This is a genomic window from Paenibacillus sp. FSL H7-0735 (genome assembly GCF_038008505.1).
GTDB classification, from domain to species: Bacteria; Bacillota; Bacilli; order Paenibacillales; family Paenibacillaceae; genus Paenibacillus_AQ; species Paenibacillus_AQ odorifer.
Window position 1 is genome coordinate 3,057,456 of sequence record NZ_JBBOZH010000001.1, and the last position, 23,617, is coordinate 3,081,072.

The 23,617-nt window shown below is 44.2% G+C and carries 20 protein-coding genes; 13 read left to right on the forward strand and 7 right to left on the reverse strand.

The window, feature by feature from the left end:
* Window positions 1-414: 414 nt before the first annotated feature.
* The 4 genes from NSS82_RS13775 (at window position 415) to NSS82_RS13790 (ending at window position 6,170) form a co-directional block, all read left to right on the forward strand.
* Window positions 415-2,301: a glucose PTS transporter subunit IIA gene (locus NSS82_RS13775; RefSeq protein WP_036686132.1), complete on the forward strand. Its 1,887-nt coding sequence runs from the start codon at window positions 415-417 to the stop codon at window positions 2,299-2,301.
* The gene (ptsP, locus tag NSS82_RS13780; protein ID WP_076099558.1) at window positions 2,298-4,067 is read left to right on the forward strand and encodes a phosphoenolpyruvate--protein phosphotransferase; all 1,770 of its coding nucleotides are present in this window, start codon (window positions 2,298-2,300) and stop codon (window positions 4,065-4,067) included. Before NSS82_RS13775 ends, ptsP begins: the two co-directional genes overlap by 4 nt.
* A 179-nt stretch (window positions 4,068-4,246) precedes the next feature.
* The gene (locus NSS82_RS13785) at window positions 4,247-4,777 is read left to right on the forward strand and encodes a sigma-70 family RNA polymerase sigma factor (RefSeq protein ID WP_143758627.1); all 531 of its coding nucleotides are present in this window, start codon (window positions 4,247-4,249) and stop codon (window positions 4,775-4,777) included.
* Complete coding sequence (locus NSS82_RS13790; protein ID WP_076273617.1) at window positions 4,770-6,170, forward strand: DUF4179 domain-containing protein; 1,401 nt, start codon at window positions 4,770-4,772, stop codon at window positions 6,168-6,170. The genes NSS82_RS13785 and NSS82_RS13790 overlap by 8 nt, the downstream gene beginning before the upstream one ends.
* A 91-nt stretch (window positions 6,171-6,261) precedes the next feature.
* Here NSS82_RS13790 and NSS82_RS13795 read toward each other — a convergent pair whose 3' ends face one another.
* Window positions 6,262-6,786 carry a type 1 glutamine amidotransferase domain-containing protein gene (locus NSS82_RS13795; protein ID WP_036686137.1) on the reverse strand — a complete coding sequence of 175 codons (525 nt, stop codon included), beginning with the start codon at window positions 6,784-6,786 and terminating at the stop codon, window positions 6,262-6,264.
* Between the two features lie 209 nt (window positions 6,787-6,995).
* On the opposite strand from NSS82_RS13795, the gene NSS82_RS13800 reads away from it, so the two are divergent.
* The 3 genes from NSS82_RS13800 (at window position 6,996) to NSS82_RS13810 (ending at window position 9,511) form a co-directional block, all read left to right on the forward strand.
* Entirely contained in the window at window positions 6,996-7,460 is a 465-nt protein-coding gene (locus NSS82_RS13800; protein ID WP_076273618.1) for a hypothetical protein, read from the forward strand.
* A 252-nt stretch (window positions 7,461-7,712) separates the two neighbouring features.
* Window positions 7,713-8,723 carry a catabolite control protein A gene (gene ccpA / locus NSS82_RS13805; RefSeq protein ID WP_036686140.1) on the forward strand — a complete coding sequence of 337 codons (1,011 nt, stop codon included), beginning with the start codon at window positions 7,713-7,715 and terminating at the stop codon, window positions 8,721-8,723.
* A 92-nt stretch (window positions 8,724-8,815) separates the two neighbouring features.
* Window positions 8,816-9,511 (forward strand): 5'-methylthioadenosine/adenosylhomocysteine nucleosidase, encoded by a 696-nt coding sequence (locus tag NSS82_RS13810; protein ID WP_036686141.1) that lies wholly within the window; start codon window positions 8,816-8,818, stop codon window positions 9,509-9,511.
* Window positions 9,512-9,514: 3 nt separating this feature from the next.
* Here the strand turns inward: NSS82_RS13810 and NSS82_RS13815 are convergent, their stop codons facing one another.
* Complete coding sequence (locus NSS82_RS13815) at window positions 9,515-10,147, reverse strand: GNAT family N-acetyltransferase (protein WP_036686143.1); 633 nt, start codon at window positions 10,145-10,147, stop codon at window positions 9,515-9,517.
* A gap of 159 nt (window positions 10,148-10,306) precedes the next feature.
* On the opposite strand from NSS82_RS13815, the gene acsA reads away from it, so the two are divergent.
* Window positions 10,307-12,031: an acetate--CoA ligase gene (gene acsA, locus NSS82_RS13820; protein WP_036686145.1), complete on the forward strand. Its 1,725-nt coding sequence runs from the start codon at window positions 10,307-10,309 to the stop codon at window positions 12,029-12,031.
* An 83-nt stretch (window positions 12,032-12,114) separates the two neighbouring features.
* Here acsA and NSS82_RS13825 read toward each other — a convergent pair whose 3' ends face one another.
* Window positions 12,115-15,027 (reverse strand): transglycosylase domain-containing protein, encoded by a 2,913-nt coding sequence (locus NSS82_RS13825; RefSeq protein WP_076273619.1) that lies wholly within the window; start codon window positions 15,025-15,027, stop codon window positions 12,115-12,117.
* Between the two features lie 244 nt (window positions 15,028-15,271).
* Entirely contained in the window at window positions 15,272-15,871 is a 600-nt protein-coding gene (gene rpsD / locus NSS82_RS13830) for a 30S ribosomal protein S4 (protein WP_036686147.1), read from the reverse strand.
* Window positions 15,872-16,271: 400 nt separating this feature from the next.
* Here rpsD and NSS82_RS13835 point away from each other — a divergent pair, with 400 nt between their 5' ends.
* Window positions 16,272-18,275, forward strand: a complete 2,004-nt coding sequence (locus NSS82_RS13835; RefSeq protein WP_076099563.1) for a sensor domain-containing diguanylate cyclase — start codon at window positions 16,272-16,274, stop codon at window positions 18,273-18,275.
* Window positions 18,276-18,803: 528 nt separating this feature from the next.
* On the opposite strand, the gene NSS82_RS13840 is transcribed toward NSS82_RS13835, so the two are convergent.
* The 3 genes from NSS82_RS13840 to NSS82_RS13850 form a co-directional block, all read right to left on the reverse strand.
* On the reverse strand, window positions 18,804-18,992 hold the full coding sequence (locus NSS82_RS13840) for a hypothetical protein (protein ID WP_076099564.1): 189 nt from the start codon (window positions 18,990-18,992) through the stop codon (window positions 18,804-18,806).
* 160 nt (window positions 18,993-19,152) lie between these two features.
* A complete protein-coding gene (locus NSS82_RS13845) occupies window positions 19,153-20,079 on the reverse strand; it encodes an IS3 family transposase (protein ID WP_341109918.1) in 927 nt (308 codons plus the stop codon).
* Window positions 20,028-20,345 carry a transposase gene (locus tag NSS82_RS13850; protein ID WP_036683594.1) on the reverse strand — a complete coding sequence of 106 codons (318 nt, stop codon included), beginning with the start codon at window positions 20,343-20,345 and terminating at the stop codon, window positions 20,028-20,030. The genes NSS82_RS13845 and NSS82_RS13850 overlap by 52 nt, the downstream gene beginning before the upstream one ends.
* A gap of 328 nt (window positions 20,346-20,673) precedes the next feature.
* Between NSS82_RS13850 and NSS82_RS13855 the strand changes: the two genes are divergently transcribed.
* The 4 genes from NSS82_RS13855 to NSS82_RS13870 all read left to right on the forward strand — a co-directional run bounded on the left by NSS82_RS13855 (window position 20,674) and on the right by NSS82_RS13870 (window position 23,563).
* On the forward strand, window positions 20,674-21,501 hold the full coding sequence (locus tag NSS82_RS13855) for a hypothetical protein (protein ID WP_036686151.1): 828 nt from the start codon (window positions 20,674-20,676) through the stop codon (window positions 21,499-21,501).
* Window positions 21,502-21,596: 95 nt separating this feature from the next.
* Window positions 21,597-22,712, forward strand: coding sequence for an aminopeptidase (locus NSS82_RS13860; RefSeq protein WP_036686152.1), 1,116 nt, complete (start codon window positions 21,597-21,599; stop codon window positions 22,710-22,712).
* 106 nt (window positions 22,713-22,818) lie between these two features.
* Window positions 22,819-23,064: an HPr family phosphocarrier protein gene (locus NSS82_RS13865; protein ID WP_036686154.1), complete on the forward strand. Its 246-nt coding sequence runs from the start codon at window positions 22,819-22,821 to the stop codon at window positions 23,062-23,064.
* 202 nt (window positions 23,065-23,266) lie between these two features.
* Window positions 23,267-23,563 (forward strand): YlaN family protein, encoded by a 297-nt coding sequence (locus NSS82_RS13870; RefSeq protein ID WP_036686156.1) that lies wholly within the window; start codon window positions 23,267-23,269, stop codon window positions 23,561-23,563.
* Window positions 23,564-23,617: the final 54 nt, after the last annotated feature.

The window sequence follows — 23,617 nt, forward strand, 5'->3', positions numbered from 1 at the left end:
GCGAGGGATATCTATACGATAGCTGCGCAAGGGAATAATTGCACTTTATACAACTAAAACGCTAAAATAGCTATCTAAATGCGAAATAGTTGTACTTTGTACACTTAAAACGCATCAACGATTAGGTTAAGTGGAAAATCTCTAAAAATAGTTGTATGAAGTGCAGTTAAAAAGGTGCTCAGAGTAACATCGATAGGAATAGTTGCACAAAGTACACTTAAACTAAATTCTGACTCTGTAGTATTAATAGCTCCACGTAAATACCAGCCGTTCTATGGATACTAATGAATAAATGTTTAGTGGAATGTGAGAATATTTGTTTTAAAAATGTAACGTGAAGATCTCATGAGTTTCTTTTGACAAAAATCCCCGCAGCGCTTACCATTCAATATAGAAAGAAAGGAGAGGGTAGCCTTGAATTGGCTCGGATCATTGCAGCAATTGGGCAGAGCCATAATGCTTCCTACCATGGTACTGCCGGCGGCAGCCATTTTGCTGAGTTTGGGCAGCTTACCTTGGTCTGCATGGGGACTTTCTTCGGTGTCTGAAGTGGCTACTTACGCGGGGCAGGCAATATTTTATTATATGCCTTATTTGTTCGCTGTAGGTGTAGCATGGGGGTTATCCAATCAAGCCGGAACGGCGGGGCTTGCAGCGCTGGCTGGGATGTTCACTTACGACCGAATTGTCACCCAAATGGGAGACGGGCTTGTACAACCTGCAACACTAATCGGAATTTTGCTGGGGATCGTTGCCGGTGTCGCGCAAAACCGGTTTAAAAATATTAAGCTTCCAGAGGCGATCCAGTTTTTTGGAGGGTCGCGTTTTGTTTTGCTGTTCATGGGCTTATTTTCTGCCGGGTTCGCGTGGGTAATGTTAGGAATATCTCCGCTGCTGCAGATTGGGCTGGATAATCTTTTTCAGGGAATATTGCAGACGGGCGGGTTTGGTGTTTTTATCTATGGGGTCCTATATAGGGTTCTGACCGCTTTTGGACTACATCATATTCTTAATAATGTGTTTTGGTTTCAATTTGGGAATTTTACGACTCCTGATGGCAGTGCTGTGGTTCAGGGGGATTTGCCGCGTTTTTTTGCAGGCGATCCTACGGCGGGGATTTTTATGGCGGGGTTGTTTCCGATTATGATGTTTGCGCTGCCTGCCATTGCTTTTGCAATTATTCAGGAAGCGCGCGAGGATTTGAAGCCCAAGATTAAAAAGACTTTTGTACGGGCGGCGTTGGTTTGTTTTCTGACCGGGGTTTCGGAGCAAATCGAATTTGCATTTTTATTTGCTTCTCCGTATTTGTTCGCGGTACATACTGTAATGTCCGGTCTCGCAATGGTACTGACCTACATGCTGGGAATCCATCACGGGTTCTCCTATTCGGCTGGAGCCATCGATTTCTTCTTGAACATGCATTTATCACAGAGGGCTTGGCTGCTGATTCCGATTGGTATCGGCTACGGGATTGTGTACTATAATTTATTCCGCTGGGCGATTCGCCGTTTTCAGATCCCGACACCGGGGCGTGAAGAAGGTTCAGAGCTTGGGGATTGGGCCGGCAATATCCCTTATCAGGCACCGCTAATTTTAGAGGCGCTTGGGGGCAAGGAGAATATTGTACAAGTGCAGTCCTGTATCACCCGTCTGCGGCTTACGGTTCATAATGACCGATATATAGATACTGGAGCGCTTAAAGGTTTGGGTTCCGCAGGGATTATCAAGCTGGGCGGCGGAAATGTCCAGGTAGTATTTGGCACGTATTCTGAACTGATCCGCGAGGAGATTAACAAGCTTATGCTTCGTGATTTGCCGCAGGTGCTGTTCAGTTCGCCAATGCAGGGCAGAATGATGCCTATCGAGGAAGTGCCTGATCACATTTTTGCAGCTAAGCTAGTGGGCGATGGGGTTGCATTTTTGCCGGAAAAAGGGGAACTTACTTCACCCGTATTCGGGAAAGTTATGCACGTCTATCCTACAATGCATGCCGTGGGTATTTCGACGCCGGAAGGGCTGGAAGTACTCATGCATATAGGGATCGACACTTCACAGCTCAAGGGACCTTTCGAGGCGGTTGTAAAAGAAGGCGACAGCGTGGAGCCAGGTCAATTGCTTGTTAAATTCGACCTCGCTTATTTGCGTGAACATGCGGCCTCATTGGCAACACCGATGGTGATCACGAATCCTGATCGGGTCAAATCATGGAGCTATGCTCCATTTAAAAATGTTAAAAAGGGGCAATCATCAGTAATGTCCGTAGTCTTACACGAAAGTAACGTTGGAGGGATTGAAGGATGATACAAGGCATAGGCGCAGCAGCAGGTGTAGCTATCGGGAAGGCCTTTGTCTTGCCGAACTGGGAATGGAGCTTACCGGATACACAAGTGAACCCAGTGGATCTAGCTAAGGAGTTTGAGCGTTTATACGAAGGTATCCGTACCTCTAAGGACGAGATTGAATTCATCAAAAAAGAGTTCAGAGAAGTGGTAGGTCCGGAGGAATCGAGTATTTTTGATGCTCATCTGGCGATCTTAGATGATCCTGTGTTCATGAGTGAAATCCGCGGGATCATTGAACGCCAGTACAAAGCGGCAGAAGTAGCTGTGAAAGAAGCGATTGATCATTTTGTAGCGATGTTTGATCTGCTAGACGATGAGTACATGAAGGAGCGGGCGGTTGATATCAAGGATGTCGGAAACCGTCTTTTAAAACATCTTTTAGGCGCTCCAGAGGTTACGTTACCATCGGATACACAGCCATATATTCTTGTTGCGAAGGAGTTGTCTCCTTCCCAGCTAGCTCACTTGAATCCAACTTATGTTCTAGGTATTGTCACCATGATGGGCGGTAAAACCTCACATTCCTCCATTATGGCTCGTGCGCTAGGCATTCCGCTTGTAGCGGGCTTGGAGAATAATCTGTCTAATCCTATTCAGACCGGGGACATGCTTGTGATCGACGGCGATACCGGATCTGTACAAATCCATCCAGATGAACTTACGATAAATGAATATGTAGCGATTCGGGATAAACAGCATAAAAAGAAAGAGCAGCTGGAACTGCTCGCCACCGTGGAGGCTGTCACCAAGGATGGTGTGAACCTGCGACTTGCCGGCAATATCAGTTCAGTTAAAGAACTCAACATAGCACTTAAGTATGGTGCTGAAGGTGTAGGCTTGTTCCGTACAGAGTTTCTTTATATGGACCGCAGATCTTTCCCAACTGAGGATGAACAATTTGAAGTGTATAAACAGGTTGTCGAGAAGGTGGGCAATAACACTGTAGTGATTCGTACGCTGGATATTGGCGGGGACAAGCAGTTGGATTATATCCAGCTGCCTGAAGAACAGAATCCTTTCCTTGGTTATCGGGCGATTCGCATCAGCTTGGATCGATTGGATATGTTCAAAACCCAGTTAAGTGCCATTTTGCGGGCAAGTGCATACGGGAATGTAAAGTTAATGTTTCCGATGATTTCTTCCGTAGAGGAAGTGCAGGCGGCAAAAGCTGTTTTAGAAGAAGTGAAAGCTGAGCTGGAGCAACGAGATATCCCTTTTAACCGGACTCTTCCTGTGGGTATTATGATTGAAGTTCCGGCGGCGGTTATGATTGCGGATTTATTGGCTGAGGAAGTTGACTTTTTCAGTATCGGCACTAATGATTTGGTTCAATATGTGTTAGCGGTAGACCGTATGAATGAACAAATTGCTCATATGTATCATCCGTACCATCCAGCGGTTCTGCGAATGATCCGTATGACGGTAGAAGCGGCACGTAATGCCAAGATTGATATCAGTGTATGTGGTGAAATGGCGGCGGATGAGCGTTCTTTGCCTCTTTGGCTGGAGCTGGGAATTAGAGATCTCAGCATGTCGCCGCAGGCGCTGCTGAAGGTTAAACACCGCACACTGAACACATTGGCCAAGGATGCCAAAAGAATTGCCAAAGCGTGTTTCCATCATCGTACAAGCTCAGAGACGGAAGAAATGTTAACTGCGTTTGCACAAAAAAGTGGTCTTACACTTGGATCAAGCGGGGAACTACAGGAGAAAGCCTCATCCTAAAGTTACTGTAACTTTTATTCAATTCATATCAAGGTTCGGCATTCTTGCCGAGCCTTTTTCTATATTTATGACATACTTTAAAAAAAACAAAACCGTTTACCCTGCAGCGCAGTCAATACATAGAGAGAGTTACACAGAACCGATTTAGGAATAAAGGCAAGGGGGGAGACAGGCCGAAAATGGATCACATTATAAATGATGAAATGGACATGGCCGCTACGGACGAAGAGCTGTTTTATGAGCAAGTGGCTGGACAGAAAAGAAAACTTTATAGCATTGCCTACAGCTATTTGCGAAATGAAGCGGATTCGCTGGAGGTTTTGCAGGAGGCAACCTGCCGCGCATGGATTAAACGAAAGAGCTTAAAAGACGCGGAGCGGTTCGCTCCTTGGTTAACACGTATTTTGATTAATTGCTGTAATGATGAGCTGAAGCGCCGAAAGAGGAACACAGTCGCAGAAGCTGCTCGAAGTGATGAGGGAATCATGGAGATGAAAAGTGACCGCAGACTGGACATGGAACAAGCGCTGGATGGAGTGAAACCCAAATATCGCCAAGTGCTGGTGCTCAAATATTACAAGGATATGACCCTTGCCGAAATTGCAGAGGTGCTGGATAAACCAGAGGGCACAGTGAAGACATGGCTGAATAAAGGATTAAAACAATTGCGTGACAAAATGAAGCGGAAGGGGGAGCTATTTTATGGCTGAGTCTGAAGAAAAGCTGCTTAAGGATTATTTTCAGAAAATCGATGCGGAGGCAGAAGAAATTTTGGATGTAAAACTGGACACTGCGATCCGCAGGGGGATGCAGCAAGGGAACCGTACACGTTTGTCTTTTAGTAAAAGGTACGCTGTTGTTGTATTGGTGGTCTTGGTATTCGCCTTACTTATAATTGTGCCTTGGGCAAATCAGATGATAAATCCCGTACGTGCACAATTACCTCCAAAAAGCTGGGGCCAGCTTGAAGTGTTTAGACCCGTTATTGCTAATAATCTGACGATTAAATCAGCACTTGATGCAGGGATGATGAAGGAGGTAAGTATCTCTTCTTCTGAGGTGGATGGGATAACATGGACTGTTAACGGAATCATTGCAGACCGAAGAGGCATTGCAGTGCTTTATACAATCCAGAATAATACGGATCAGAAGATGCGTCTTTTTGGCTTGTCTTTGAAAAAGACTCCAGAGGATAAATACCACCTTAGTGGATACAGCGGGTTTAGCACTTCTAATGCACAAGAGGTTGGGTCCCCTGGGACGACTCGTATGTATGAGCAAATCGTCTGGGATAAATATCAGGATGAGATACCAGAGGAGTTGAATATCACATTATCGCTTTTTCCAGATGCTCTTAGTCAAGTTTTTAATAACAAGGATATAAAAGAAATGGGTGTCAAAATTCCACTGGAAGCCGATAACAATTATTTTCAAGGAGAACTTGTTGATTTGAAGGATAGTCTGTCTATCGGTGGACAGAAAATTATAATGGATCAGGTTTATATTGGACCTACGGGTATTTATATGCGGGAAACCTTTGGCAGAGAGAATACAATGAGGATTTTTAGTTTGCTTTCACCTAAGCTTGTCCTCGGAAAAGGGGATCATCAAGAGGAACTAATGCGGGCAAGTGGATCGAATATTTACCACAATGACAATATGAGACCTAATGATCCAATCAAACTTGAAGTTGAAGGAATCTCTGCTCTAGATCAATCAGAGGTCGAGCTTGTGATTAACACGGAAACGCAGCAGATTTTAAAGGCACCGGATAACTCTCTCTCGATTTCCAAACGGACCGCGGACGAAGAGCAGGGGATTATAGTATTGGATTTATTGATTCCCAAAAAAGTTGAGGAATTGCATGAAGCAACCGATTTTGGGATAGACGATAATTTCGTGGATAGCACTGGAAGCGGACATTGGCTTGTACATGATTCTGAGGGTTATTCTAGATATAGAGAATACCGTGAGGATGCTAAGGGAACTACAATAACTTATTTTCTTAACGTGGGTAAAGAAAAGCTGCCTCAACCTTTGACCTTTAGGTTTACAAATTATCCAAATATGATCATGGAGACGGATTCTATGCGGATCAGGTAATAATTTGGAATTTTAAACGCCTCAAATCAAAAGCCCTGCTCCTCAAATTGTGAGAAACAGGGCTTGTTTGATTTTAAACTATACCTATTGTTTATTCCCCAGCAAGTGCATCGCAAAAGGCTTTGCCGTATGGCGGAAGATCTGGCGGGCGGCGAGCGGAAATGATATGTCCATCCGTAACTACAGCCTCATCCTTCCAGATGGCTCCGGCATTCTCCATGTCATCACGGATGCCCGGCGTGGAGGTGACGGTTACACCTTCCAGAATTTTAGCAGAAATTAATACCCAGCCTGCATGGCAGATCTGCCCAATTGGTTTTTTAGCCGCATTAAAATCCTGTACTAGCTTTAGAACGGCACTGTATCTACGGATTTTATCAGGAGCCCAGCCGCCTGGAACCAAAATCCCATCATAATCTGCGGCATTAAGCTCGTCCCAGGAGTATTCTGCTTTAGCAGGTACGCCATATTTACCGACGTACGTCTTATTTTTTTCCAGACCTGCCAAGTGAACCTCGGCACCTTCTTCTCTCACCCGATACACGGGATACCAGAGCTCCAAATCTTCAAATTCATCGTCTACGAGTGCTATCACCTTTTTACCGGCTAGTCTCATTTAGTTAAGCTCCTTTCGATTCCCATGATTCTTTCATTATTCTATCAAATTTAAAATATGAAGTCATCTTTAGGGATGTAAATTATAGACAAATTGCCAATTTAATCATTATATGCAATAAAGGAGGGTTTTAATCGAGTAGAGTCGAATATAGAAGTTGAAAAAGTCAAACTTTGTGCTTTATTAATTTTGTGCAAGAGGTGTAGAAGATGTATAAAGATAATTTGATGGAGAAGTTGTGCAGTTGTGGTGGCCTCATGAACTTACATATGCATTCTTTGATTTTTAATACGAAGATGAAGATTACGCATGTTCCTGTCTATACCTGCCCAGAATGCGCTAGTTATGAACCTTTGCAGTTTATTAAAGCAGATCTAGGCAAATTAGTAAAAGAACTCAGTGGAGATGATCCGGGAAAAGATTTTTTGTTTACGGAGAGAAATGAATTGGCCAGTGTATTAAAAGAATCCTTGTCAGAAACTATAATAGGGGGAATATTAGAACTAGAGACGATAATCCGAGAGAGGATTCAGACCCGAGTCGATATGCTTCTCGATATCTATCGTTTAGCTGAGAAGCTGTCAGACCAGCATTGGATGGAAGAAACTAGTCGAAGATTGTCTCAATTATCCTTCCAAATGACTGAAAATGAAGATTATAAAAAAATTGTGTGAAAATAATGAAAATTTTTCACGGAATGTTGGATTTTTCACTCACTTTTTGTTACGATAGATAGAAGTTACATTATTGATGCTCTTGGACAGGTTAACCAGCACTGGTCACAATTTTAATCCAGGGTGACGTTTTCAGCCTTGAAAGAAATTTTGAAAGGAAAATGAAGCGTTATCATTGCACAAATGTACAAAGTGTCGTATCATATTTTTAATTAGTCGAACGATAAAATTTATCGCAATGGAGAGAGTAATTTGACGGTAACCATTTACGATGTAGCTCGAGAAGCAGGCGTATCTATGGCTACGGTATCACGGGTTGTGAATAATAACCCTAACGTGAAACCGCAGACCCGGAAGAAAGTTTTTGAAGCGATTGAACGTTTGGGATATCGTCCCAATGCCGTGGCAAGAGGTCTTGCCAGTAAGAAAACGACAACCGTTGGGGTTGTCATCCCTGATATTTCAAACTCGATTTTTGCAGAAATTGCACGCGGGATTGAAGATATCGCGAACATGTATCATTACAATATCATATTGTGTAACGCGGATAAGCGTAAAGAGAAAGAAATTCGTGTCATTAATACCCTTTTGGAGAAACAGGTCGATGGTCTGCTCTTCATGGGGGGTACAGTAACTGACGAACATATTCAAGCTTTCCAGACTTCTGCAGTTCCGATTGTTCTATGTGCTACACGGGATGAGAAGGGAACTTATCCTTCCGTTGACATCGATCATGAAACCGCTGCTTTTGATGCTGTGAACACATTGATTCGTCACGGTCATCGTGAGATTGCTATGATCAGTGGCACACTGCAGGATCCTGCAAATGGATATGCACGTTTCCATGGTTACAAGAAAGCACTGGAACAGGCAGGAATCGAGTACCAAGAGGATTTGGTACGCATCGGTAACTACCGCTATGAATCTGGTGTAGAAGCAATGAAGTATTTCCTTGGACTCAAGAAGAAACCAACCGCTATTTTTGCGGCAACGGATGAAATGGCTATTGGCGCCATTCACAGTATTCAAGATGAAGGTCTGAAGGTACCGGATGATTTCTCCATTATTAGTGTGGATAACATTCGTATGGCTTCGATGGTTCGTCCTTTGCTGACAACCGTAGCTCAGCCTATGTACGATTTGGGCGCGGTTGCGATGAGACTTTTGACCAAGCTTATGAAGAAAGAAACCGTTGAGAATCCGCGGGTTATCCTGCCTCATGAAACGATTCTCCGCTTGTCGGTTAATCATCTGAATAAGTAATTTAAGAACTGAACAGTTATTCCGTAAAAAGCTCCTTATGGAGCTTTTTATGTTTTTATTTATTAAACAAATCATCAAAGGAGGCATTTGCTGTGAGTGAAATCATCGGATTAATCGGAGCGATGGATGAAGAAATTAAGCTGCTTCTAGAAGGCATGGAGGACAAGCGGACAAAAGTTAAAGCAGGTATACAATATTACATAGGAAATATATTAGGCAAATCCGTAGTGCTCTGTAAATCTGGGGTGGGTAAAGTAAATGCAGCAGTTACGACTCAGCTTCTAATTGATAATTTTGGCGTATCCCGTGTGCTGTTTACGGGGGTTGCTGGTGCTGTACATCCTGAATTGAATATTGGAGATATTGTTATATCGTCTACATGTGTACAACATGACATGGATGCTACGGGGCTTGGGTTCGCAAGAGGCGAAATTCCTTATCAGGAGACTTCCGTCTTCCAGGCAGACCCTGCGTTAGTACAGCTTGCTGAGAAGGCATGCAATGAGTTAGGTCAAAAGTACTTGATAGGCAAAGTGTTATCTGGTGATCAATTCATTTCTAATGCGGAGATGGTAGCTGAATTAAGAGAGCAAATGGATGGAGCTTGTGTGGAAATGGAAGGGGCGGCGGTTGCCCAAGTCTGTCATATGAACGCCACGCCCTTTGTCATCATTCGCTCGATGTCAGATAAGTCTGATGGATCAGCTGAGGTGAATTTCAGAGAATTTACAGTACAATCTTCACAACGCTCGCATTCCATATTAGAATTTATGCTGCAGCATATTTAATGCTCAATACATGAAACGTTGTCTAAAACGTACTCTGTCAAAGGTCTCCTGAGAGGACATGGGCACCTCTTGTCCAATGCGAACCATTAGGCAGTTAGCGGGATGTGAGCAGATTTCCGGATCATCCGTAGCATACCAAACCATATTAACGGTCTTCATCAGGCGTTCCATCATTTGGCGATAGGCCCACACGTCCAGCCCACTGCCTTTTAAATCCCAGTGCCAATAATACTCTGTTGTAAAAACAATACAATTCTCTAATTGCTCCCGTTCAAAAGCAGTAGAAATCAGCAGCCGGCCTAGTCCGGCCCCTCTATAATCATTACTCACCTCTATCGCTCCAAGCTCAATAAGATCCTCCATCCCACCCTGTGACCATAACTCCATTTCATCTGGATAATGGAAGGTCACATAGCCCACTATGACATCATTCTCTACCGCAGTAATCACACGGCCTTCTGGCAAGCTGGCGATCTCTACGAGCGCCTCTTGCTGCTCTAATGGCCTGCGAAAAGCATCTAGATCCTGATGCATATGCAGGGCTTCAAGGTCCTCAGGAGATCGGGGTCCGCTCACAGTTATCGTTCTACCCATATAGGAGAGAGTATGGGAAATAGGGATTTTGCGATGCTCCATGACAGTGCTCCTTTCAGATCAAAAAAATGGTATGTAAACGCTTGCTATGGTATACTAATTCAGACATAAAAAATTCACATTCACTGCATTGACATCATTATTTAAAACATGAGTCTTACCCTTAAAGCTTAAATCAAACGAGTGAGGGAGGCAAGAGTGATGGGTCAAGTCCATAGCGAAATTTTGCCGGGTCGTGTGCAGAGCTCCAATATGTCTGATTATGCGGAGGCAGTAGCCAATTTTGAGTGGGAGGATGTTGAACGTAATTTCTCATGGTATGAAACCGGCAAGGTTAATATGGCCTATGAAGCCGTTGATCGCCATGTTGATGAAGGGCGGGGAGCGGCAACGGCCCTACTCTACAGTGACACTGTACGGGAAGAATCCTATACATTTACCGATCTGCAGGAACGGTCGAATCGGTTCGGAAATGTATTGCGTAAATATGGCATCGGTAAAGGAGATAGGGTATTTATTTTTATGCCTCGCCAACCGGAACTGTATTTCAGTCTGCTAGGTATTCTCAAAATCGGAGCCATAGCAGGACCCTTGTTCGAAGCCTTCATGGAAACAGCAGTTAAGGATCGTTTGGAGGATAGTGGAGCCGTTGCGTTGGTAACTACGCCTGAATTGCTGCATCGGGTCAAACGAGAAGAGCTTCCGGAGCTTCGTCATATTTTTCTAGTAGGTGGAGCAACAGATATTGAGCAAGGAAACTTAGGATTCGCAGAAGAGATGGCTAACGTTTCAGCTGATCTTAATTTAGAATGGCTTGATTTGGACGATGGCCTTATTATGCATTATACATCTGGTTCTACAGGTAAGCCCAAGGGCGTTTATCATGTGCATAGAGCAATGATTCAACATTATTATACAGGTAGAGTAGTGCTAGATCTACGTCAAGACGATATATACTGGTGTACGGCAGATCCTGGCTGGGTGACAGGAACTTCATATGGGATATTTGCCCCTTGGTTAAACGGCGTAACGAATGTAGTCAGAGGCGGTCGCTTTAGTCCTCAGGATTGGTATAAGACAATCGAACGGAATAAGGTATCTGTATGGTACAGCGCACCTACAGCTTTTCGTATGTTGATGGGTGCAGGGGAGCACTCTTTACAGGGGATTGATTTAAGCAGTTTGCGCCATGTTCTATCGGTTGGTGAACCGTTAAATCCGGAAGTGGTGCGTTGGGGAGATAAATTTTACAATCAGCGTATACATGATACTTGGTGGATGACTGAAACAGGGGCACAATTGATTTGTAATTATCCGGCAATGGATATCAAACCAGGCTCAATGGGCCGTCCGTTACCGGGGATTGAAGCAGCGATTCTGGATGATCGGGGAAATGTTCTTCCGCCGTTCTCTATGGGGAATCTTGCGATAAAAACTCCGTGGCCGTCCATGATGAAAACGATCTGGAACAATCAGACGAAGTATGAGGAATATTTCCGGATTCCTGGCTGGTACATTTCTGGCGATTCCGCTTATATGGATGACGAAGGATATTTCTGGTTTCAGGGACGAATTGATGATGTTATCAACTCTTCTGGTGAGCGTATTGGGCCATTTGAAGTGGAGAGCAAATTAGTGGAACATCCGGCAGTGGCAGAAGCGGGTGTAATCGGCAAACCGGATCTTGTGCGGGGTGAGATTATTAAGGCTTTTATCTCGCTTAGAGAAGGTTATACTCCAACTGCTGCTCTGAAAGAGGAGATCGCCGCTTTTGTCAAAGCAGGCCTGTCTGCACATGCTGCGCCGCGAGAAATCGAGTTTAAGGATAAACTACCGAAGACACGATCAGGTAAAATCATGCGGCGTGTACTGAAGGCATGGGAGCTGCATCTTCCGACAGGAGATCTATCCACGATTGAGGATTAGAATGAATTGTAAAAAAACACCGTTCCCGGATGAATCCATGGGAACGGTGTTTTGCTGTGTAAAGTTATTTATTAATCTTTGGGCTAACGTGTCCCTGTATTATTACCTGCTGTGGGATTATTACTGCCCCCAGTACTGTTACCTCCACCGGCTGGTGTTTCCGTCGGTAGCGGGAGAATGTTACCTGGATCCTCAATAATGTCTCCTGGTGTCGTCTCAGGCTCTGTAGGCGGCTCTGTGCCAGGTTGTTGATCAGGTGTAGGAGTTGCTTCTGGTGTTGGTGTAATCCCTCCAGCAACGCTGCCAGAAGCCGTCTCATTACCTGCAACATCCACGGCGGTTACATAGAAGGTTGCATTAGCACTTGCCGGTGTACCCGGCGTGAATACCTTGTTCTCATCTGCCATGAGTATAGATTGCTTTTGGAAAGAACCTCCATTTAATGAACGATATAAGCGGTATCCCACAACATCTGCCGAGCTGCTAGCGGAGAAGCTGATGACCGCTTTACCAGTGCTATAAGAGACGTTAACATTTCCAGGAGCAGCAGGGGAAGCCCCGTCGTCCACTCGTGGATCAACTTCTGTTGGGAAATCCGTCTTGGCATCGGCTGGCATATAATACTCCAGTGATTTATGATCCTTCATCTTAGGGAAGGCAGCCAGGAGTTCTTTGACGAGTTCCTGTATCGGCTTCTCACGTTTAACGACGATTTTTTCCTTTAGGAACTCCTCTGGAGTACCTTCCAACGGGATATAATTGACGCCTTTGTAAGTAATATACTTGGCTTTGGAAATCCCGTCGTCGCTCTCTTTTGGCACATATTTTGTATTAAATATATCCGTTGTGAATTTATCAGTCAGAGATGTTGGCAGTTTGCCGCTATATGCTGAAACTGTCTTTTTGATAATTCCTTCAGGCTGTGCAAATTTGTCTGTGACGAATAGTTCCGGCTGCTTATCAATGACAGCATTCAATACTTTTGCCCATAATGTTTGGGCTTGACGTTTTTGTGTATCTCCCGTAAGGGTGTTGATTTGCTCTTTGTAACCGACCCACATTCCCAATGTGACATCAGGAGTGTAGCCCATAAACCATACGTCCCCATAATTCTGGGTAGATCCAGTCTTACCGACAATCGGAATTTCTTTAGAGTGTTTGTATGCTCTTTTTACGGTGCTGGCTGTACCCTCTGTAATTACAGTTCGCAGCATATCTGTCATTAGGTAAGCTGTTTGCTTAGAGAATACTTGCTCAGGATTAACCTTGTGCTGATAGATAATTTTGCCCTCTGAATTGACGATTTTCTCAATCATGTAGGCATCATTAAAGGCTCCCTGGTTGCCGATAGCGGAATAGGCATTGGTTAACTCTTCTACGGATACACCGTATTTGAGACCGCCTATAACCCCAGTCTGCGCGCTGTAATCATCATCTGTGAGGGTGGTGATCCCCAGCTTTTTAGTAAAGGCCCAAGATTTCTCTATTCCGACCTTTTCATTAAACAGCTTAAGCGCAGGCAAGTTGAGCGATTTGTTAAGTGCGTAACGGGCAGTGACCAGACCTTGATAGCGGTTATTGGCATTCTTGGGAATATGGAATCCTTTTCCGCCGTCTTTTAGAATAATTGGCGCGTCATCCACAATCCCGGCAGGCTGAATCAGCCCTGCATCTAAGGCTGGTAAATAAGCTGAAATTGGCTTCATAGTCGATCCGGGCTGACGGATCATTTGGGTAGCATAATTCATCTGCTCAATATTGAAGTCGCGGCCCTCAATCATGCCGAGAATGGCTCCCGTTTTGTTATCAATTAACATGCCAGCCGTCTGTTCCATACCTTTGGTTTTGCTGTCTTTAGTAAAATTATTGCTGTCTTCTGAGACACTATGCATTGCATTGTAAACTTTTTTATCAATAGTTGTGTAGACTCGATAACCGCCGGTCATGAGCTGCTGTCTTGCTTCTTCAAGTAACACGGCATTGTCAGTAGTGCTATTGGCATCCGTTGTGCCATTTTTCTCTTCATTCAATGATAGAAGGATCTCGGATGCTTTACGCTCAGTCTCCATCATCAGGTATGGATATGTAGCATAGGCTTTTTTGGTATGTGGCGCCAGAGAACTCTTGATATCAAATTTAAGGGCTTCATCATATTGAGAGGTAGTGATCTTATTCTCCTCAAGCATACGACGAAGTACAAGATGTTGACGGTCCATAGCTCTGTTGAAAGCTTTTTCGTTGAATTCACCTATGCCATTAAATGCAGAATAAGCAGAAGGGAGCTGCGGAAGACCAGCCAAATACGCTGCTTGAGCGACATTCAATTTGTCCAGATCGTCTAGACCGAATATCCCCTTGGCTGCTGCTTTAATCCCGAAAACATTGTAGCCATTCGAACCATTGCCGAAAGGAACCTTATTTAGATAAGCCGTTAATATTTCTTGCTTGGTCAAGAAGCGTTCCAATCTAAGAGAAAGTAGAATTTCTTTTACTTTACGATCTTCTGTCCGATCCAGATTCAGGAATACACGTCTTGCGAGCTGCTGGGTGAGTGTACTGCCTCCGGTCTGAACGGATTCATTGAGAAGCTTTTGTTTGACGGCACGCAAGGTGCCTTTGAAATCCACGCCATTATGCTCATTAAAATTATTGTCCTCTATTGCGAGAACTGCATCGATAATAAGCTGGGGGATATCGTTGAATTCAATGAGCCTTCGGTCTTCTTCTGTCCGAAGCTGGCCGATCGGTGCGCCGTCTCGGAAATAAGCGAATCCGGTGATCGCATTTTGACTGACCTGCTGCTGAATCATTTCTTCGGAGCGAACAGGTTCATCCTTCACAATGGAAGCGACATAGCCTGCTACAGCACCACCGGCAAATAGAACGCCTATTATTCCAAGAATAAACATCCACTTAACTACAGAACCGAACCTGCTTAGGGCGGATCTGCGGGGTGAAGGCTTCTTAGCTTTTTTTTTCTTGTTCTCTTGAGCCATCGACGATAATTCCTCCTTTTAACGGAATTATTATAGCATAAATTGGCGTTTTTGAATGCGCTTCTACCTGATTCTCATGGTCTTAAGATTCGACTTTTGTGCAAAAATTATAAATAAAGTAATTTAGGGTATGATTTGCGAAAGTGTAATAGGCAACAAACGGCTTGGAATTTAGAATATAGACATAACAAAAAGCCCCCGGATTAATCCGGAGGCTTCGGTCATACCCGCTAAAAGCGAGATATTAACGGTTGTAGAACTCGACGATTTGTTTCTCATCGATATCCTGGGAAAGCTCGGAACGTTCTGGCAAACGGATATATTTACCTTCGAAAGATCCTTCAGCATATTCCAGGTAAGCTGGAAGGTGGTTACGGTTAGCAAGAGCTTCTTTGATGGAAGCCATGCCTTGGCTCTTCTCGCGAAGGCCGATAACGTCGCCCAAGCTTACACGGTAAGAAGCGATGTCGACTTTTTTGCCGTTTACAGTTACGTGTCCGTGGGATACCAACTGACGTGCTCCAGCACGGGAGTTAGCAAATCCAAGACGGTAAACTAGGTTGTCCAAGCGGCTTTCAAGCAAGAACATGAAGTTTTCGCCCGCAAGACCTGGAAGTTTTTGTGCTTTAGCGAAGAGAGTACGGAATTGTTTCTCTCCCAAGCCGTACATGTGACGCAGTTTTTGTTTTTCCAAAAGCTGCATTCCGTAGTTACTTACTTTTCTGCGTTGGTTAGCGCCGTGTTGTCCTGGTGGGAAAGGGCGTTTCAGGTCTTTGCCTGTACCGCTAAGGGAAATGCCCAGACGGCGGCTGAGTTTGAATTTAGGTCCGGTGTAACGTGCCATGTTATAGTAGACTCCTTTATATTTGAAATTTCAGGTTAGGGCTCTATTTGCGCCGCATTTCGTATCCGTGATTAGCATTATTGGCTTCCACACTACCAGGGAAGTTCAGCCGCTGCCCTGGCAGTAACGAAATGCGTGAGGGTGACACAACGTTACGCCCAAGTAAGACTTGTTACAGTCTTGTTCAACAATAAATATTATATGAAAGTAGTATATAAAGTCAAGCGCATATTAAAAGAGTTTTTGTCATTCTTTGTCGTTAGTTCTTTGGTCCTAAAAAAAATCCCGGAAATAAGGAAAATATAATGCAATACACAAAGAAAGGGAGTAAAATATAGTTAATTAGATGTTAATTGGGAAGGTTTTTTTTCTTAATTGAGAAGCAAAGGGGATCTTCGTTATGTCAGAACAGAAAGCATACGCTTATAAAGACAGTCGTATGCTGATACAGGACAAATTGCACGCTAGTAGAGATTCCGAAGATCCCACCGCCTGGCTTAGGGAAACGGAAATAGTGTCCCATGACTTCCCATATTTGGCCAATCTGATTGCAGACAGCTTCGAGGAATGGATCGATGGGCTAGAGGCTCTACCGTTCGCTAAATCATGGGATTGGTGTGTACTGAATTTTGAAGGCAGATATTTTGCTAATATTGCCGATCAGCAAGAACGATGGAGGCACCAATGGGAGCAGGCGGCGGCAGCTAGTTTACTTTCCGGCACAACCTCATCTGTTCAACTGACGGTGCAAGGTCAGGATATGAGCTTTTTTACTATACCGCTCATCACTCGCGTTGACAAAGAAATTTTTGCTTTCCTGGGCTGTGCTATGCCGACACAACAATATTTAATGGGTGGACGAGATACTGCTGAGGCTATATCGTTGCAGTACCGGACCATTTTCTATCATAAGTTTGAACATATTTTTGTAACTGATCTTGCGAGTGTTCATCTACATGCTGAACGTGAGAGCAATCGCCGCTCCTTGTTATTTCAGATCGTTCAGCGGATGCATGACAATATTGATGTGAACGCCGTGCTTACGGAGGTTATAGATAGCATTTCTGCAATGTACCCTGGTGCCAGGCTTGAGCTGTTTATGTCGCAAGATCACCGCAGCACTCATCCGCAGGTCAAACCTTTACCGTTTCAGATGTCCAGTGATGATGTCTGCGCTAGAGCATTTAAAGACGGCCGTGTTGCTCTGAACACCAATACTGAAGATCAACACATTGTAGAAATTGGTCTTCCGCTAGGCGGGAAGCAAGGGGTTTATGGCGTATTCCACATGGTGATGGATAACTCGATCTTTATGGATGTAGATTTACGGTTTCTCTCGATGGTGGCGGATACCGCAGGTACTGCTTTTGAGAATGCCAAGCTGTATGAACGGTCCAATCAGCTCATTCGTGAGCTGCGTATGAGTAATGAACTTACACAACGGCTGAATCAGAGCTTGCGTTTAGGGGATATTTTTCAATTTGCGTTTGAAGAGCTGTTAGAGATGTTTGGCGCAGACTACTGCTGTATTTTACATATGAACGAAGAAAAGGGCGGGCTAGAGGTTATTGCTTGCAATCATTCCTCCTTGCAAAATGAAATTTTAGAAGTAGGACAAGGTTTAGGCGGGAAGGTCTATACTACTGGGGAATCATTAATCATGTCTAACTACATAGATAATCCTAACACTACTTCTCGTTTAATGAATGCTACCGGGTCGCAGTCGCTGATTGCCACACCTTTAAGTGTAGGTGGTGAAGTGCGTGGTGCCATCATGTTGGCGCATCGCGATGCCCATTATTTCTCTTATGACAATTACAGATTGCTTCAGGCGATGGCGGGGCATATTGGACTTGCTGTAGGGAACGCAAGGCTGCATGCCGAAGTTAGACGTCTAGCGAACAGAGATAGCCTAACTGGACTTTATGCTCGTCATTATCTGGACGAAGAAATAAAGGAACGGCAGTCTACAGATTTTTGCGGTTGCTTAATCGTTGTGGATATCGATCAGTTCAAGATGGTGAATGATACCTATGGTCATCAAAAGGGTGACAAGATTTTAAAAGAGGTCAGTGAAATTGTGAAGTCCTCCATCCGACAGGGTGATATTGCTGCGAGGTGGGGCGGAGAAGAACTGTCGGTCTATTTACCATTAATGGGAGTAGAACAAGCAGTAAATGTGGCTGAGCGTATTCGCAAGCGGGTGATGAACGAAACCGAACCTAATGTAACAGTGTCCTGCGGTATAGCAGAATGGAGCTGGATGGACGAACGTGTAAGCGTGGAATCCCTGTTCTATCGAGCGGATATGGCACTGTATAAAGCTAAGAACAATGGGCGTAACCAGGTGATCGTTGACACTAAAGAGAATGGCAGTGGTGTGAAGGGATTGCCTCATAAGTAAAAAAAGATAGCAGAGCAGCGGTTCTCCCCTTATTGGAGAGTCGCTGCTTTTTGTTTTGGCAGATGGCTGGCTGCTTCGACTGTGTATCTATCATCCTGCTGCGATGCATCGGACTCAGATGACGTTATTTGCGTGATTTTAGCTTTTTAAGCATGGTTTCGGACTCCGGAGACGCTATTGTTTGGAAAAGGACTCATTTTGTGCGTTTTTGAGGTCAATAGCTGCGCTGGAGTCCGTTGGTATGGGAAATATCGGGAAATGCTGCGTTAAGGGTCAGTTGTGTCCGTTATGGAGTTACTGTGCATATCTTTAGTTAGCCAGGACTGTGGCGCTGTAAGTCTCGCATTAACTATCGACACCACGCGGATTCATTAGCGAATATGTATGGACACATTGAATAGTTCTGAAAAAGGAAGGTGAGAGTGAAGTAGGTTCCTATGCACCACCGCATTACATTTGATAATGGCTCCATGCTTACGGTGACTTTGTATGCGCACAAGATTGCGACTACCTAATTGAGTCTATATCTTAAATGTACGCACATTTAAGATAGGTCGACGCTAATAAATCAGTATCTGACTCCCACATGAGCAGCGGTTCTCCGATATTGGAGAAATGCTGCTCTTTGTGTTGCACGTTAGCTTCGCGTTTCATCTGCGTCCACAGCATCCAACGTGCATCGGACTCAGATGATGTTATTTGCGTGATTTTAGCCATTGAAGCATGTTTTCGGACTCCGGAGACGCTATTCCTTAATAAGAGGGGCATATCGGGCGCATTTCGGATCAATAGCTGCAATGGAGTCCGTTGGCATACGAAATATCGCAAAATACTGTAATTAAGGTCAGCTGTGGACCTCTGTCAAGAAAGTGGACAGTCACGCAACAGACATTCTAGTCAATTGCTCAGCAAAACGAACTGGAGAAAGATACCCCAGCGCGCCATGCATTCGCTTGCGGTTATAATAAAACTCAATATATTGAAAAAGTGTCTGGTAGGCTTGCTCCTTAGTTTTGAATCGTGGATTACAATAAATGAGCTCCTTTTTCAAAATGCTGTGCCACGACTCGATACAGGCGTTATCATAACAGTTACCTCTGCGGCTCATGCTGGACTCCATGCCATACGCTTTCAACTGCTTCGTGTATTCATGAGAAGTATATTGAGAACCTCTATCGGAGTGATGTAATAGACCCTTTTCCGGTTGTTTAGCTTCGTAAGCATCTTGTAAGGCGCCCGAAATTAAGCTAGTTTCCATATGGTTCTCCAAGCGCCACCCCACGATTTCGCGCGTGCAAAGGTCCATCACACTAGCCAGGTACAAGCGCCCTCCCCGGCAAGGAATGTATGTAATGTCGGTAACCCATACTGAATTGGGTTTGAGTATTTTAAATTGCTGGTTCAGCGTATTTGGGGCAATCGGATGGTCATGATTGGAGTCGGTGGTCTTTACGCGATACGTTTTGGAGACAATGGAGCGAAGCTTCATATGTCGCATGTACACACTCACCGTGCGTTCGGTAACGGTATAACCTTCTTGATGTAACAGGCGGGTGATCTTCGGACTCCCATACCGCTTTTGATGGTCTGCAAAATGATACTGAATTCGCTTCATTATCGCAGCCTTACGAAGCATATGCGTACTGTTTTTTTCTGTCCGCCACTTGTAGTACCCGCTCCGTGACACATGTAGGGTCATGCACATCTTCTCCAAGAGAAACTCGGAGCGATGTTTTTCAATAAACTGGAATCTCAGTTCCTTGGTTTGCTGAAGATGTGCACTGCTTTTTTTACGATCGCTAATTCCTCTTCCACATCAGCAATCTTGTTATCTTTTTCTTGAAGTTGTCGGCTCATTTCTTTCAACTGTGCCTCGAGTTCCCGTACTCGATCCACGCTAGCTGCCGGTTCATTCTTTAGTTCTCGATACTGGCTCATCCATTGATGCAGGGTACTTTTTGGGATGTTGAGCTCTTCCGCCAAGTCGCCCACTGTCTTTGTTTGCTCTTGAATGAACTGCACTGTCTGTTTTTTAAATTCTTCGTTATACCGTTGTCGATGTTCTCCCATGTGAACACACCTCCGTGGACTCATTATCGCCAGTCTGTTAACTACTGTCCACTTTTTATTCTAGCTTCACTGTGTCCGAAAGCGACAACGGTGCGGCGACTGGCAGCGGTAACTTCGTGAGTCTGAAGGTGGTATGTACTGACATTCGAAAGCAAGCGACGAACGCGCATAAGTTAGAGCAATGTATGGAAAACGATAGCAGCAACGTATTTGCATCTGTATAAGGCGCGCAGGAAGGGAGAACCCTATAGTGGGCTGTAAAGTAAAATACTCCAAGAAAGGCCTGATGACCGTGAGAAAGTCATTGTTACTAAAGGGGTTAGTTCTTATGATTTTTACCTTGTCCTGCGTGTTCAACAGCGGTTGCAGCGTTATTAGAGACAAACCAGCCAAGAAAGATCTAAGTTTGGTGTTAGCGGGTATAACGGGCAGCGATGGGGTTACTTTTAAAGGGTCAACCATGCTTACAAAAGGTGGAAAGACCGTTCCGGAATCCATGATATTTTACGAAGGCACAGTACAGGACCATAAGAAGGTCAATCTGTATACACTGCTTCCTGATAAATCCTCATCCACAAAAAAAGCTGCTAATAGCGCTAAAGATTTAAAAAGCGGCATCACTTCTATGAAAGCTTTCCATAGTCAGCTAGAGAAAAAAGAGGGGGAATGGGTAGCGTTGACCACTGAAGGTTCATCTGAGGACGGAAATCCGCTTGCTTTGCTTAATCCGTTAAAACAGCTGGAGGAGCTGCAATCCATGGAGGCTAATGTGACTGAAGATGCGGGTGCAGGCAGAGGGACAAATGTGCTGCGGATCGAGCTGACGCCTGCTGAGGCCAGAAAGCAGCTGACTGCTGAATTGGAAAAAGAGATGCAAGACCTTCGACCTGAAACACCTGATTCGGCTGGAAAAATAACAAAGAACGATCAGGCGGTTACGCAAGCTTTAGTGGAGCTGTGGGAGAAGAAAAATAATGAGTTACAGCAAAAGCTGAAACAAGCTAATGTTGAGACTGTCTACCATTTAACCGTTGATACAAAACATAATCTGCCGAGAAAGCTCACCTTAAATCGTAAGGTTACCTACTCGGAAGCGGGGAATAAATCTGATAATGAAACTTATGTATCACAGGTGAATTTTTCAGGATTTCGTTGATTTTCACATTATCCTACAGGTCTTGCGCTCCATACAGGGCGTGCTACAATAGAAAAGCTTGCTTATTTTTTAGACAGAGGAAGGAAGAATACACAATGAAAGATCCCAGAATTCAAAAGCTGGCGGCTAACCTAGTCGGTTATTCCGTAAATGTCCAGCCAGGCGAGAACGTGCTCGTCGAAATGATTGGCAATGAAAGAGATTTAATTAAAGCAGTTGTAGAGGAAATCGGCAAGGCCGGCGGTCATGCTTTTGTACAATTAACAGATCGTACAGTCCTGCGCAGCATGCTTAAATACGCAACTCGTGAGAGTCTTCAGACATGGGCTGAAATTGACTTGAACCGGATGAAGCAAATGGATTGTTATATCGGGATTCGTGCAGGTGAGAATGTGAATGACCTGTCTGATGTTCCTGAAGAAAATATGAAATTGTATAACTCGTTGTACTCCCATCCAGTGCACAGTGAACAACGTGTGAAGCACACGAAGTGGGTAGTGCTGCGTTATCCGAATGCGAGCATGGCTCAGCTTGCGAATATTAGCACTGAAGCGTTTGAAGACTTTTATTTCGAAGTGTGTAATTTGGATTACGCCAAGATGGACAAGGCTCAGGATGCTTTAGCTGATCTCATGCGCAGAACGGATAAGGTACATATTTTGAGTGCTGGAACAGATCTTAAGTTCTCGATTAAAGGAATCGGTGCAGAGAAATGCTCCGGGCAAAAAAATATTCCGGATGGCGAGGTTTACAGCGCCCCAGTTCGCGATTCTGTAAATGGAACGATCAGCTATAATGCACCGTCAGTATATAATGGAGTGACCTTTGAAAATATCAAATTCAAATTCGAGAACGGAAAAATTGTTGAAGCCACCAGCAATGACTCCGCCCGTTTGAACGAGATTTTGAATTCAGATGACGGCGCACGTCATATTGGCGAATTCGCTATCGGGTTTAACCCTTACATTCTTCACCCGATGAATGATATTCTTTTTGACGAAAAAATCGCAGGCAGCCTGCACTTTACGCCAGGACAAGCATATGATGTTACAGATAACGGTAACCGCTCCTCCATTCACTGGGATCTTGTGTTGATCCAACGTCCAGATTATGGCGGCGGAGAAATTTATTTTGACGATGTATTGATCCGTAAGGATGGAATTTTTGTGTTGCCGGAACTCGAAGGTCTGAATCCTGAAAACTTGAAATAAAATGTAATAACAAGAAAACTCCTTGCACAAGTAAGCGGATTCAATGTATCATAAGAAATGATAACAAAAGACTAAAGTTTTATAATCAAGTTGCGGAGGGATTTCTATGTCCAGTAACAATGCGGCAATTGTCGATATTGCCCAAACGGCAGGCCAGTTCAACTCTTCAATCGTTCTTCAAGCGGACAACAAGTACATTGATGTTAAAAGTATCCTTGGTTTGTTCACTACTTTGGTATCCAGCCAAAGCTATGAGCTTCATGTTCATGGGGCAGATGCTGAAGAAGCTAAGAAGGCAATGACTGAAGTGTTTGCAAAACACGGTTTGAAATTCACAGTTGTTGCTGAGTAATAGTCGTGCTAAAAACGTCCTACCGGTTTTCGGTGGGGCGTTTTTTCTAGAAGTAGATATGAAACTTGATAGGATAACGCAGCAGGTTCTTTTAAATATATGGTTAGTATAAACTGAATTGTTGTATTGATACCGGATTTCGTCTAATATTAAGTAAAATAGTAAAAGCAGCTTAACTTTTGGACATGGGGGGGATAGAGGCATGACTTCATCGGAATTACAGGAACAGTATAATCTTAAAGCAATCAATCTTCTACAAGAAGATGCCGATAAAATTCAGCAACTTATAGAAGTGCAGATGGAGAATCTGGCAACACGCTACTGCCCTCTCTATGAGGAAGTGCTGGATACCCAGATGTACGGTTTCTCCAGAGAAGTGGATTTTGCGGTTAGAGCAGGTTTGGTCCCAGAAATTACTGGTAAGATGGTACTAAGTAAGCTGGAGCGTAACTTAGCAGTACTCTACGAGGCTTTGAACAACAAAGCGAAAGAAGAATAAATATCGGTTTCTTAAGTATTTATAGAAGCGCACATGAGGACGAATCGCTCATGT